Genomic DNA, 11666 nt, shown 5'->3' on the forward strand with positions numbered 1-11666 from the left:
GCCGGCGGCTCGGCGGATCCGAACGGCGCCGGGGTGCTGTCGGACTGGTATTGCGGCGCGCCGAAGGTGTCGGGGCGCCGCGACAGGTCCGGGGCGGGGGCCGGCGCGGACTCGGGTGCCTTGCGGGCGGGGGTGAAGCCGTTGAAGTCGCCGACCGGGCCGTCGAGCGGGCCGCCGGCGATGCCGGGCGAGCGCTGCGGCAGGTCGCCGGCGCCGCCACGGTAGGGGTGCGACTCGGCCGCGCGCGGGGCGAACGGGTTGTCCTCCGCCGCGGCGCTCGGCTGGGCCGGCGGCGGGGGAGCCCACGCGGACTCGGGTGCCGGGAAGGCGCCGCCCGGCGCGGGCGACGGGGCCGAGCGCTGCGGCAGGCCGGGCTCGGGTGCGGGCACCCGGGCGGAGCCGCTGGCGCTCGAGGAGAACTTGGCCGCGCCCGGCCCGAAGGCGGGACCGGGCGGCTGGGGCGCGGGGGATCCGGGCGCCGGTGTCTGGCCGGCGGGCGGGACCGCGGGCACCACGAACGGTGAGCCGCCGTTGGGGGTGGCTTGTGGCGGCGGGCCGTACGCGCTGGGGAAGGACTCCTGCGCGTGCGGATATGACGGGGCACGATCGGCGGCCTGCTGACCGTCCAGATCGGGTGGGAAACCGTCGGTGCCGAACGGGTCGGCTCCGCCGCCCGACGTGGCCCCCGGCTGCTGACCGGCGTACTGGCCCTCGGACGTCATACCGCCTCCTCCATGACTGTCGGCCGTGCGAGCTTTGCACGGACGCGGCCGACCCGGCAGAGCTGGGCGTCGCCCGGTCACTGCACCCGGCCGGCCGAGCCGGGCGGGTGACCGTGCCCAACCGTACCGGTCGTAACCGGTTGGAGGAATCCCGGTGTACGCCGTCGGGAGCGCGATGGTGAGGCGAAAATCACGTTGCCGGGCGAGGGTTGGCTGGCAATTGCCCCGATTGGTACGCCGAAGGCCCGCCCGGTTCCCCGGACGGGCCTTCGGCTACTGCCTGGATCAGAAATTGATCAGAAGATCCGCTGCTGGCTGAAGATGGCGATCTCGTTGCGCATCGACTGCGTGGGCGCTGCCGACAGCGCGCGCTCGATGGCGCGGGCGTCACGCTTGGCGATGCGGCGATTGCGGATGCGCTCGATGGTGCTCATTGCGGTGTCACTCCCCTGGCCTGCCCGGCCTCGTCTTTGGTGCCGTGTTCCGGCGCTAGATCTATTAAACCGCGCCGGAACACGTTCCACCAACGAATTGGGGGGTGATCCCGCTTACCTGCCTAAGAATCGAAGGCTGGGAAGCGGGATGCGCCAAAGGAAAGTCAGGTCCAGGAGAGCAGTGCACCCTCCGGGTCCTCGAGGAAGGCGCCGATGTCGCGCAGGAACTTCGAGCCCAGTTCGCCGTCCACGATGCGGTGGTCGAACGACAGGCCCAGGGTGGTGACCTGGCGAATCTTGATCTTCCCCTTGTGCACCCACGGCATGGGGCGGATCGCCCCGAACACCAGGATGGCCGCCTCGCCCGGCGGCAGGATCGGCGTGCCGGTGTCCACGCCGAACACGCCGACGTTGGTGATCGAGAAGGTGCCGCCCGACATGTCCGACGGCGGGGTCTTTCCCGACTTAGCGGTTTGCACCAGGGCGTTCAAAGCATCCGCCAGCTCACGCAGAGTGAGCCGACCGGCGTCCTTGACGTTCGGCACGATCAGGCCGCGCGGGGTCGCCGCCGCGATGCCCAGGTTGACGTAGTCCTTGACGACGATCTCGTTCGTCGCCGCCGACCAGGTCGAGTTGACCATCGGGTGACGCCTGGCGGCCAGCAGCACCGCCTTGGCCACCAGCAGCAGCGGGGAGACCCGCACGTCGCGGAACTCGGGCCGGGACTTGATCCGCTCGAGCGACTTCATGGACCGGGTCACGTCGACGGTCAGGAACTCGGTCACGTGCGGCGCGGTGAACGCCGAGGCGACCATGTTCTCGGCCGTCAGCTTGCGCACGCCCTTGATCGGGATGCGCTGCTCCCGCGACGCGTCGAACACCGCGGGCGACACGGACGCGACCGCCTCGGCGGGCGCCGGGGCCGCCACGGCCTGCTGCACGTCGTCGCGCGTCACCGAGCCCATCGGGCCGGTGCCGGCGATGGCCGCCAGGTCGACGCCGAGATCCCGGGCGAGCTTGCGCACGGGCGGCTTGGCCAGCACGGGCCCGGCCGGCCGGACGCGACCGGCCGGCGAAACCGGCGCCGGTGCGGCCGCCGGAGCCGGAACCGGCGCAACGGCCGCGGGTGCCGCCGGGGCGGGCGGTGCGGCAGCCGCCGGAGGCGGGGTTGCCGGTGCTGCGGTTGTGGAGCCGGTGGGCGTACCGATGCGGGGCCGGCGCTTGGCGGCGCCGGTCTTCGGGCCGTAACCGACCAGGACGGCCGTGCGGCCGCCCGGAGCCGGACCACCGATCAGGCCGGGCTCGACCGCGCCCTCCTCGGGCGCGACCTCGACGGCCGCGAGTGACTCGGCCGAGGGGATCGGGCCCGCGCCGGGCTGGGTGTCGATCGAGATGATCGGCGAACCGACCTCGACCGTCGCGCCGGCCTCGTGGAAGATCTGCGTGACGACGCCCGCCCACTTCGCGGGGATCTCGACAGCGGCCTTCGCCGTCTCGACCTCGACGATCGGCTGGTTGAGCTCGATCGTGTCGCCCACCTTGACCAGCCAGGCGAGGATCTCGCCCTCGGTCAGCCCCTCGCCCAGGTCGGGCAGGGTGAACTCCTTGATCCGTGACATCGCAGTCACCAGCCGAACGAGCGGTCGACGGCGTCCAGGACCCGGTCCAGGTCGGGCAGGTACTCCTCCTCGACGCGGGCGGCCGGGTAGGGCACGTCGTAGCCCGTCACCCGCAGCACCGGCGCCTCGAGGGAGTAGAAGCACTCCTGGGTGATCCGCGCGGCGATCTCGGCGCCGAGGCCGAGGTTGCCGGGCGCCTCGTGCACGACCACGGCCCGGCCCGTCTTGCGGACGGACTCGAAGACCGGGCCGAGGTCGAGCGGGGAGAGGGTGCGCAGGTCGATGACCTCGAGCGTGCGCCCGTCCTCGGCCGCGGCCCGCGCCGCGTCCAGGGCGGTCTTGACCATCGGCCCGTAGGCGATGACCGTCGCGTCCGAGCCCTCGCGGGCGACCCGGGACGCGTGCAGCGGGAACGCGGCCGGTGCGGCGAGGTCGACCTCGCCCTTGTCCCAGTAGCGGCGCTTCGGCTCGAAGAACACGATCGGGTCGTCGGAGTCGATCGACTGCTGGATCATCGCGTACGCATCGGCCGGGTTCGAGCAGGTCACGACCTTGAGGCCGGGGGTGTGCGCGAAGTACGCCTCGGGCGACTCGGAGTGGTGCTCCACCGCGCCGATGCCGCCGCCGTACGGGATCCGGATGACGATCGGCAGCCGGACGTTGCCCAGCGAGCGGTAGTACATCTTCGCCACCTGGGCGACGATCTGGTTGTAGGCCGGGAAGACGAACCCGTCGAACTGGATCTCGCAGACCGGCCGGTAGCCGCGGATGGCGAGGCCGACCGCGGTGCCGATGATGCCGGCCTCGGCCAGCGGGGTGTCGATGACGCGGTTCTCGCCGAAGTCCTTCTGCAGGCCGTCGGTGATCCGGAAGACGCCGCCGAGCTTGCCGACGTCCTCGCCCATGATGACGACCTTGGGGTCGTTCTCGAGAGCGCGGCGCAGGCCGTGGTTCAGGGCCTTGCCAAGGGTGAGGGTCTCGAACATCAGTGGGCGCTCCCTTCGAACGAGGCCTCGTAGTCGGCGAACTGCGCGCGCTGCGCGTCGATCTCGGGCGAGCCCGTCGGGTAGACGTTGTCGAACATCGAGACCGGCTGCGGGTCCGGCATCGCCAGGACCCGCTCGCGCAGATCGAGGGCGAGGGTGCGGGCCGAGTCGTCGACCTCGCCGAAGAACGTGTCGTCGGCCAGCTGCTGCTTGGTCAGGAACGTCTTCAGCCGGCTGATCGGGTCCTTGGCCTTCCAGGACTCGACCTCGCTGGCGATGCGGTAGCGGGTCGGGTCGTCGGAGCTGGTGTGCGCGCCCATCCGGTAGGTGTAGGCCTCGATCAGGGTCGGGCCCTGGCCGTTGCGCGCGTGGTCGAGCGCCGCGCGGGTCACCGCGTAGGTGGCCAGCACGTCGTTGCCGTCGATCCGTACGCCGGGGAAGCCGAAGCCCGCCGCGCGCCGGTAGAGCGGGATGCGGGTCTGCCGCTCGAGCGGCTCGGAGATCGCGTACTGGTTGTTCTGGCAGAAGAAGACCATCGGGGCGTGGAACACCCCGGCCCAGACGAACGACTCGTTGACCTCGCCCTGGCTGGTGGCGCCGTCGCCGAAGTAGGCGATGACCGCCTCGCCGTCCGGGCTGCCGGTCTTGCCGTCCATGGTGACGCCCATGGCGTAGCCGGTGGCGTGCAGCGTCTGCGAACCGATGACGATCGTGTAGCCGTTGAACTTGTATTTGTTCGCGTCCCAGCCGCCCTGGTCGACGCCGCGGAACAGGCCGAACGGCATGATCGGGTCGATACCGCGGGTGTAGAGCACGCCGTGCTCGCGGTAGGTGGGGAACGCCATGTCCTGAGGTCGCAGCGCGCGGCCCGAGCCGACCTGTGCCGCCTCCTGGCCCAGCAGGCTGGCCCAGATGCCCAGCTCGCCCTGCCGCTGCAGCGCGGTCGCCTCGGCGTCCAGGCGGCGGACCGTCACCAGGTCCCGGTAGAGCTCGCGGTACTCGTCGTCGGTGAAGTCGACCGAGTACGTCACGCCGTCCGCCGTGGTGGCGCTGTCGATGCGCTCACCGTCGGGCGTGAGCAGCTGAACGAAACCACCCGCCGGGGCGTCGGCCCCGACTTCGCTTTCGCCGTTCGCCATCCGTGTCTCCCTGTTTCATCTCTGTGGCCCACGGCGGGTGTTGCCCGTCCGCGCGGCTGACCGCTGGGGTTTGCCGCGCCTGGCCCGGGTGGGGCCTGCCGCGCGGCTGGCAGGCGGGAGTCGAAAGACCCCCGCCTGGGGAGTAACGACGACCACCGCCTCCCGCTGATGTACAGCCGGCGACGGCGGTGCCGTCGCCCCCATCCTCGCAGAGAACGTGAGTGGCGCCACAGGTCAGGTCGATCACAGATCCGAATTCTCAGTGGCGGCATCCGTGCCCACATTTGTCCTATTAAGCGGTTTTCGTGCGGTCACTTCCGTCTGAACGGGCACTTTTCACCGCTGCTCGGACGGCCATGCGTCGTTCACCTCGATAGCCGAGTCCGATCCAAGTCGATCTTTATGTGCAGGGGGTGCTGGCCGTGCCGGAGGAACCGGACGACGACGGGCTCGTCCCGCCGATCAAGGTGATGCGCAGGCGTTTGAACGGCGTCTACAGCGCGGAGCACGGGTTCGCCGGTACCACCCGCCGATATGTGCTGATCGTAGCGATGCTGGTGGGGCTGGCGTCATTGCCGACGCTGGCGGCGATCACCGCGGGGTCCAAGGAACTCGACGACAATCGCGGCCGGGCCATGGACGTGCCGTTCATTCCGCCGGCCTCGTCCGGGCCGGTGCGGGTCCCGCCATTCGCCTCGGCGGGCCCGGGCGCGCCGAGCCCGGACACGACGACATCCGGCGGGTCCACCTCGCCGGGACGGCGCGGCGTCGTGCGTGGCCACGCTCAGGAACAGAAGGCCAGGCCCAAGAAGTACGGGCAGAGCACGCGCCCTCGGGTTTCCGCGGCGGGGCACGGGCCGGTCGCCTCGCACCCGTCGAGTCCCGATTCGGGTGGCTCGTCCGGAGGATCCGGACCGTCGGCCGCCGGGTCCGCCGGGTCCGCCGGGTCCGCCGGGTCTGCCGGCCGGCCCGCCGGGCCGAAGCTGCCCAGGCCGGTGCCGGCGGAGTTCCGCCTCCCGCCGCTGCCGGCCGTGCCGGACGAGTCCCGGCAGATCCCGGTCTTTCACGAGGTGCCGGATCTCCCGGACGTGCCGGACGACCCGGCCGACAGCGACGACCCGGACGATTCCTCTGACGGCGGTGGCTCGAATGGTTCGTCCGACGGGGGCGACTCAGACGGCCCGTCGCACGACGGTGGCTCGGACGGTGACCGACCCGACCTGCCGCAGGCGTCGCCGGACCGTCCGCAGTGGTGCATGGACCGAACCGACTGCTCGGCCCGCCCGGCGCGGCACTGCGACGACTCCGCACCCCACGCCCACCGGGCGAAGCACCGCAAGCGCCGCGCCGCGACGGTCACCGTCCACTTCGACGACACCGCACGCGAGCAGCCGAAACAGGTCAGCAAGACCGTCATCATCCGGGTGGCGCAGGCCCCCCGGTCCGACTCCGCCGGAGGTCAGCAGTGACCGAACGCCCGCAGAACGTCCGACCCGCCCGTAGCGCGGAGCGGACCCACAACAGCCACCGGTATCAGTCGGCCGAGGGCGGCCAGACCGCGACGGCCGTCCGCGCCTACCGCGGCAGCCACCGAGCGGAACGCATGCACCGCGCGGACGACCGCAGCTCCAGGGTCGGCCGCCACCACGTCGATTCGCTGCCGCAGGACCACCAGAATCGCTGGTGAAAAGGCCCCTCACCCGGCGACGTGGAGGCTCGCCGGGTGAGGAGGGGCCGGGTCAGGAGTCGTCGGTGAGTCGGTGGCGGTTGGTCTCGATCCAGGCGTCGATGGCGTCCGTGTCGTTGGGGTCGACGCCCTCCGAGATCAGCTGGGCCACCGCCGCCGTCGCCGGGCTGCGCTTCTCGCCGGTGGCGTAGAGGCGGGCGAACTCCGGGATCATCTCCTCGACCACGGTGTCCGTCTGCTCCCAGGCCGCGGCCGGCAGCCCGCGCTTGCGGGTCGCGTAGGCCGACCAGGCGCGGGTCACCCGCGGCAGCATCGCGGCGTCGTCCATGTCCAGCACCGCGCGGCGGTGCACCCAGTCCAGCAGGAACAGGCCCGCGACGGCCGGGCTCCAGCGCAGCGGGTCCGGCTCCGGCAGGCTCGCCGCGTGGTCGAGGATCAGGCTCAGGCAGAAGTGCAGCGACGCCAGCTCGTCGTCGCCCGACACGTCGTTGAGGGTGAACCGGGCCGCCTCCGGCGAGGACAGGAAGTCGCGGAGCAGCCGCTCGCGATCCGGGCCGCTCAGCTCCGGCGGCTCCGCCAGGGCCGGCACCGTCGAGGCAGGCAGCAGCCCCAGCCGGGCCGTGGCCAGGGCCCGGTCCGTCGCCAGATTGCCGTCCGATGGCAGCTCACTGAGGCCGTCGGTGATCTCCAGGTGCTTGCTCACCTCGCCGCGCAGGCGCCCCGGGTCCTCCTCGCGGAACCAGGTCAGCTCGTCGGTCGCGCACATCTCGCGGACCTGGCCCAGCACGCGCTCGGCCGGCCCGCCGACGAAGATGTCCTTGGTGATGCCGATGTTGTGGTCGACGAGCGCCACCACGGCGTGCGCCGGGCCGCCGTCCTCCGGGTCGTCGTAGGCGAAGGTGACCAGGTAGGACGTCTGGTCGCCGTAGACGTCGCCGTACGCGTAGCAGCCGGTCGGGCGCACCCGGCCGAGCTGCTCCGTCCAGGCCGGCGCCTGCGTGCCGCGGCGAACCTCGGCCGCACCCGGAGCGTCCGGCACGAGCGCCGCGAAGACCTCACGGATCGTCGTCGCCGAGGCCGTGCGCCGCCGCGAGGTGGCGCTGAGGAACTGGCCGACGAACTCCCGGACCGCCGTGGCGCGGTCGGTGACCGCCACGGAGTAGACGCTGCCGAGGAGCGCGGTGCCCAGCATCTCGGCATCCAGCGCGCAGTCGAGCTTCGCCACGTCGCGGGCCGCGTGCAGGACCGCGTCGTATGGATTCTGGGGTGCCGCCATGCGGCCGAGCCTACCGGTAACGCAGGCCGCGGGCCCTATTCCGAACGGACGACCGTCAGCGCCTCGCGCGCCTGCGCATAACCGTTCAGCACCTCGCGTACCGGCGCGACCACGTACTCGCGGGCCACCTCGGTGACCGACACGCGCAGCCGCTGCTCGGCGCGCCGGCCCGCACGCTTGGCGCCCAGGTTGACGATCGGTACCAGCAGCAACGCCAGCAGCACGCCCAGCAGCAGGCCGCCGAGCAGCAGCAACGTCGGCATCGGCACCGCGCCGACCATCGGGTTGTCGAACTCCGGCAGGCCGAGGATGCGGACGGCGTAGCCGGCGATGAGCCAGAGCAGGCCGATCACCGCCGCGGCCGTGAACAGCCACTGCAGCACCCCGACCGCGGTCCACCAGATCGGCTTGCGGCTCATGCCCAGGTCGGTCCGGGCCACCGCCCGGTCCAGCGCGTCGGGCAGGTCGCCGAGCCGGGACCGGGCGGCCGCGTTCAGCGCGGGGGCCCAGACCTCGGGGATCGGCGCGGCCGCCCGCGCGGCCACGGCCCGCACGGACAGGCCGACCGCGGACTTCTGCGCCGCGTCGGCCTCCGGAAGGGAGGTACGCGAGACGGGCACGAGGTCGGTCGACGGCTTGGGCTTCTCGGTCGAGAGGTGCAGGCGCTTGAGCGGGTCCGGGCGCAGCTTGCGAAGGCCGCGGACCAGCGGCCAGCCGGTGCTGGCGACCGCCCGGTGCCGGTACGCGCCCGCGGTCGCCGACGCCACCGCCGGCACGCCCGCCGAGGCGGCGAGCGCCTCGCTGAGCTGCCGCACCGTCGCGCGGTCGACCTCGTCCTCCGCGGCCGGCGGCCCGATCGTCACCTCGAGCTGCTCGGCGACCTGGTCCAGGTCGCCGGCGAGCCGGCGCAGCGCCGACTGCCGCTCGGCGACCGTCTTCTCCAGGGCCGCGCGCAGCTCGGCGAGCATGCCGGGCTGCTTCGCGGAGGTCGCCATCGCCGGCACGTCGGTGAGGCCGTCCTCGGTGAGCAGCCGCCGCAGATCGGTGAGGACGATCTCCGTGTCGCCCGGCGAGAGCCGGTCCGCCTGGTTGAGCACCACGATCGTGATGTCGCTGTGCTGCTTGAACTGCCGCAGGTAGGCGTTGTGCAGGATCCGGTCGCCGTACTTCTGCGGGTCGACCACCCACACCACCTGGTCGACGAGGCCGAGCAGGCGGTCGACCTCGAGCCGGTGCCCGCGCTCGACCGAGTCGAAGTCGGGCAGGTCGAGCAGCACGAGCCCGCGCAGCGCGGCCTCGTCGTCGCCGTCGAGGGCGCTCTCCCGGATGTAGCGCTGCCGAGGCAGCACGCCGACCCAGTCGAGGAGTTTGTTCGCCGGCTCGAGCGGGCCCCAGACGCAGGCATGCGCGACGCCGGTCGTGGGCCGCCGCACGCCGACCGGCGAGAGTTTCAGCCGGGCGAGCGCGTTGAAGAGGCTGGACTTGCCGCTGCCGGTGCTGCCGGCGAGCGCGACGACCGTGTGGTCCTGTGACAGCGCGAGCCGGCTGCCGGCCCGCTCGACCAGCGTGTGTGCGGCGACCAGGTCATTGTCCGGCAGGTACGGGTCGGTCACCCGGAGGAAGCGCTGCAGGGCTTCGAGCCGCGCGACGAGTTGCTCGGGGTCCACCCGATCGTCGCGCGCCAGCGCGTGCTTCACCCGCTCGACGAGGCTCATGACGGCGTCCCGGTCAACGCGACTTCCTCCCTGGCACGCTCCACATCGGCCGCGGCCCGCCGGAGGGCGGCGCCCGGTTCCAGCTCCAGCCGCGCGGCCGCGGTGCGGTCGGTGTATCGGGCGGCCTCGGCCGCGAGCAGCTCGTCGACCCGGGCGAGAAGCTCCTCGCGGGCCCGGGCGGCCAGCAGGCGGATCGCCTGGTCGCCGAAGAGCGCCTCGAGCACCTTCTGCGCGGCGATCGTGGTGCCCGCGCCGACCGCCACCTCGGCACCGGTCGGTATGAAGGCGGTCGCGGTGAAGACGGCGACCATGACGGTCAGCCCGACCCCGTTCACCGCGTACGCGGTGCCGCGGGCCACGGCCCGCTTGTCCCCGGCCTCGCTGCGCACCAGGTCGAGCACGAACCGTTGCCAGTCGCGGACCGCGCGCTCGGCGCGCTGCGGCAGGTCGGCGGACGCCTTCTGCAGGTCCGGCTCCAGCAGCGCCGCCCCGGCCGGGTGCGCCTGCCAGGCCGAATAGGCCTGCTCCGCGGCGTCGGCCGCGACCCCGCGCAGCAGGGTGATCAGCTGGGTCTCCAGGGCCGACTGCAGGTTGCGCCCGGGCGCCGGGCGGCCGGTGACCGCCGCGACGACCTTGTCGCGCAACTGGCCGACCCGCGACTCCAGCATCCGGAGGAACTCGCCGGTGCCGATGAACTCCTGCCAGCGGGCCAGCACCTCGCCGCGGAGCAGGCGCCCGTCCTGCAGGCCGGCCTCGATCGTGCGGCGGCCGGTGCGGTAGGCGGCGGTCACCCGCTCGTCCAGGGCCGTCGCCGCGACCGTCTGCTCGTCCGCGGCCTCAGCGAGCCCGGTGACGGCCGGGCCCAGCGCGGCCAGCGCGCCGTCGAGCGTCTGCTTGACGACTGCCGCGCGCGCGTCGGCGTCGGCCGCGAGCTGCGCGAACCAGTCGCCCAGCGGCCGCATCGCGACCTCCGGGAGCAGGCCGTTGCCGTCCAGCGTGGATTCCGGCAGCACGAACAGCGGCGCGGCGCCCATGTCGCGGTCGGCCAGCATCTCGCCGAGGTGGGCGGAGACCTCGCCGGCGGCCTCGGGCGGGACCCGGTCCAGCACCAGCGCGACCACCGTGCCGCGCAGCCGCGCGGTGGTCAGCAGCTCCCACGGCACGGCGTCCGCGTAACGCGCGGCGGTCGTGACGAACAACCACAGGTCGGCCGCGGCGAGCAACTGCGCGGCAAGCTGCCGGTTGCCCTCGACGACCGAGTCGATGTCCGGAGCGTCGAGGAAGGCCAGGCCGGGGCCGAGCGCGGGCGCGGAGACCAGTTGCAGCGTCCGCGGATCCGAGGAGCCCTCCGCCGTGCGCGTCAGGCCCGGCAGGAGCCGGCCCTGCCGGAACCACTGCGAGTCGGACGGGTGGCTGACCAGAACCGGCGAACGGGTCGTCGGGCGCAGCACGCCGGCGGTGCTGACGGGCGCCCGGACGAGGCTGTTGACCAGGGTGGACTTGCCCGCGCCGGTGGAGCCGCCGACGACGACCAGCAGCGGCGCGTCGAGCCGGGCGAGGCGCGGCAGCAGGTAGTCGTCCAACTGCGACACCAGGGCGGTGCCGATCCGCCCGGCCTCGTCGGCCGAGGGCATGACCAGCGGGTAGGTGGCGCCGCCGATCGTCGCGCGCAGCCGGGAGAGCGCGTTGGCGAGCTCGCCGACGGCCGCCGGCGGCTCGACCGGAAGGTCCGGCGCGGGGGCCGGGTCGGAATCCGCGTCAATCGTGTCTGCGGGCATCGGATCATCGACGGGCTTCGTTTCATCGGCCGCGGGACCGTCGCCCGGCCCGCCCGCCTCCGGCGCCGCGGCGGCGTCCTGCGGCCGGCCCTCGCCCTCGATGACCGACTCTTCCGGGGCGTCCACCCCGGCGGGCCGTTTCGACTGGGTCGTCACGACGTTTCCCGTGGTGGAGGCCGTGGCCGGCGGCCATTGCGGCTTCGGTGGAGCGGCGTCGGCCGGCTCCTGAGCCGTGCTCGTCTCCGGCTGCTCGGCCCCGGTGGATGGGCCTGCGGCTTCGGAGGCTGTCGGTGCATGAGATGGTTTGTCT

Annotated in this window: 9 protein-coding genes and 1 pseudogene; 2 read left to right on the forward strand and 8 right to left on the reverse strand. The window is 72.9% G+C overall.

Going from position 1 to position 11666, the window contains the following annotated elements; genetic code table 11:
- The 5 genes and pseudogenes from AB0F10_RS14745 to pdhA form a co-directional block, all read right to left on the reverse strand.
- Positions 1 to 722 (reverse strand): annotated as a pseudogene (locus tag AB0F10_RS14745) (hypothetical protein); the annotation flags it as partial.
- A 296-nt stretch (positions 723 to 1018) separates the two neighbouring features.
- Positions 1019 to 1156, reverse strand: coding sequence for a hypothetical protein (locus AB0F10_RS14750; RefSeq protein WP_360623892.1), 138 nt, complete (start codon positions 1154 to 1156; stop codon positions 1019 to 1021).
- A gap of 164 nt (positions 1157 to 1320) precedes the next feature.
- On the reverse strand, positions 1321 to 2775 hold the full coding sequence (locus tag AB0F10_RS14755) for a dihydrolipoamide acetyltransferase family protein (RefSeq protein WP_360623894.1): 1455 nt from the start codon (positions 2773 to 2775) through the stop codon (positions 1321 to 1323).
- 5 nt (positions 2776 to 2780) lie between these two features.
- Positions 2781 to 3764 (reverse strand): alpha-ketoacid dehydrogenase subunit beta, encoded by a 984-nt coding sequence (locus tag AB0F10_RS14760; protein ID WP_360623976.1) that lies wholly within the window; start codon positions 3762 to 3764, stop codon positions 2781 to 2783.
- The gene (gene pdhA / locus AB0F10_RS14765; RefSeq protein WP_360623896.1) at positions 3761 to 4900 is read right to left on the reverse strand and encodes a pyruvate dehydrogenase (acetyl-transferring) E1 component subunit alpha; all 1140 of its coding nucleotides are present in this window, start codon (positions 4898 to 4900) and stop codon (positions 3761 to 3763) included. The genes AB0F10_RS14760 and pdhA overlap by 4 nt, the downstream gene beginning before the upstream one ends.
- Before the next feature lie 422 nt (positions 4901 to 5322).
- Between pdhA and AB0F10_RS14770 the strand changes: the two genes are divergently transcribed.
- Positions 5323 to 6369: a hypothetical protein gene (locus AB0F10_RS14770; protein ID WP_360623898.1), complete on the forward strand. Its 1047-nt coding sequence runs from the start codon at positions 5323 to 5325 to the stop codon at positions 6367 to 6369.
- Complete coding sequence (locus AB0F10_RS14775; RefSeq protein ID WP_360623900.1) at positions 6366 to 6587, forward strand: hypothetical protein; 222 nt, start codon at positions 6366 to 6368, stop codon at positions 6585 to 6587. Before AB0F10_RS14770 ends, AB0F10_RS14775 begins: the two co-directional genes overlap by 4 nt.
- Positions 6588 to 6639: 52 nt before the next feature.
- Here AB0F10_RS14775 and AB0F10_RS14780 read toward each other — a convergent pair whose 3' ends face one another.
- From AB0F10_RS14780 to AB0F10_RS14790, 3 genes are read right to left on the reverse strand one after another with little or no spacing between them, the layout of a single operon-like run.
- A complete protein-coding gene (locus tag AB0F10_RS14780) occupies positions 6640 to 7863 on the reverse strand; it encodes a hypothetical protein (RefSeq protein ID WP_360623902.1) in 1224 nt (407 codons plus the stop codon).
- 35 nt (positions 7864 to 7898) lie between these two features.
- The gene (locus AB0F10_RS14785) at positions 7899 to 9578 is read right to left on the reverse strand and encodes a GTPase (RefSeq protein ID WP_360623904.1); all 1680 of its coding nucleotides are present in this window, start codon (positions 9576 to 9578) and stop codon (positions 7899 to 7901) included.
- Complete coding sequence (locus AB0F10_RS14790) at positions 9575 to 11356, reverse strand: ABC transporter (protein ID WP_360623978.1); 1782 nt, start codon at positions 11354 to 11356, stop codon at positions 9575 to 9577. The genes AB0F10_RS14785 and AB0F10_RS14790 overlap by 4 nt, the downstream gene beginning before the upstream one ends.
- Positions 11357 to 11666: the final 310 nt, after the last annotated feature.

Source organism: Actinoplanes sp. NPDC026623 (genome assembly GCF_040638275.1).
GTDB lineage: Bacteria > Actinomycetota > Actinomycetes > Mycobacteriales > Micromonosporaceae > Actinoplanes.